The organism is Eubacterium sp. AF15-50, from assembly GCF_934835595.1.
Classification (GTDB): domain Bacteria; phylum Bacillota; class Clostridia; order Lachnospirales; family Lachnospiraceae; genus Eubacterium_G; species Eubacterium_G segne.
This window is the reverse complement of the sequence record NZ_CAKVZL010000156.1, coordinates 282-543: the sequence shown is the minus strand read 5'-3', so window position 1 is coordinate 543 and position 262 is coordinate 282. Positions and strand designations below refer to the sequence as shown.

1 pseudogene (running past one end of the window) is annotated in these 262 nt (G+C 46.6%); it reads left to right on the top strand.

Annotated features, from left to right (window positions below):
• Nucleotides 1-75: 75 nt before the first annotated feature.
• Nucleotides 76-262, top strand: a pseudogene (locus Q5O73_RS10555) (GMP synthase (glutamine-hydrolyzing)); its annotated part runs 157 nt beyond the window's last position; the annotation flags it as partial.

Genomic DNA, 262 nt, shown 5'->3' with positions numbered 1-262 from the left:
CTGGTGCAGTAGGGTTTGACTTCCCCTGCACCATACCCTATAATAGAGGACAGAAAAATATACTGGAGGACAACCATGGAAAAAGAACTGGTAGTTGTCATTGATTTTGGCGGACAGTACAATCAGCTGGTCGCCAGAAGAGTCAGAGAATGCAATGTCTATTGCGAGATCTACTCTTACAAGACAGACTTGAATAAGATAAAAGCGATGAATCCCAAGGGAATCATCCTGACCGGCGGCCCCGCAAGCTGCTATGAACCCG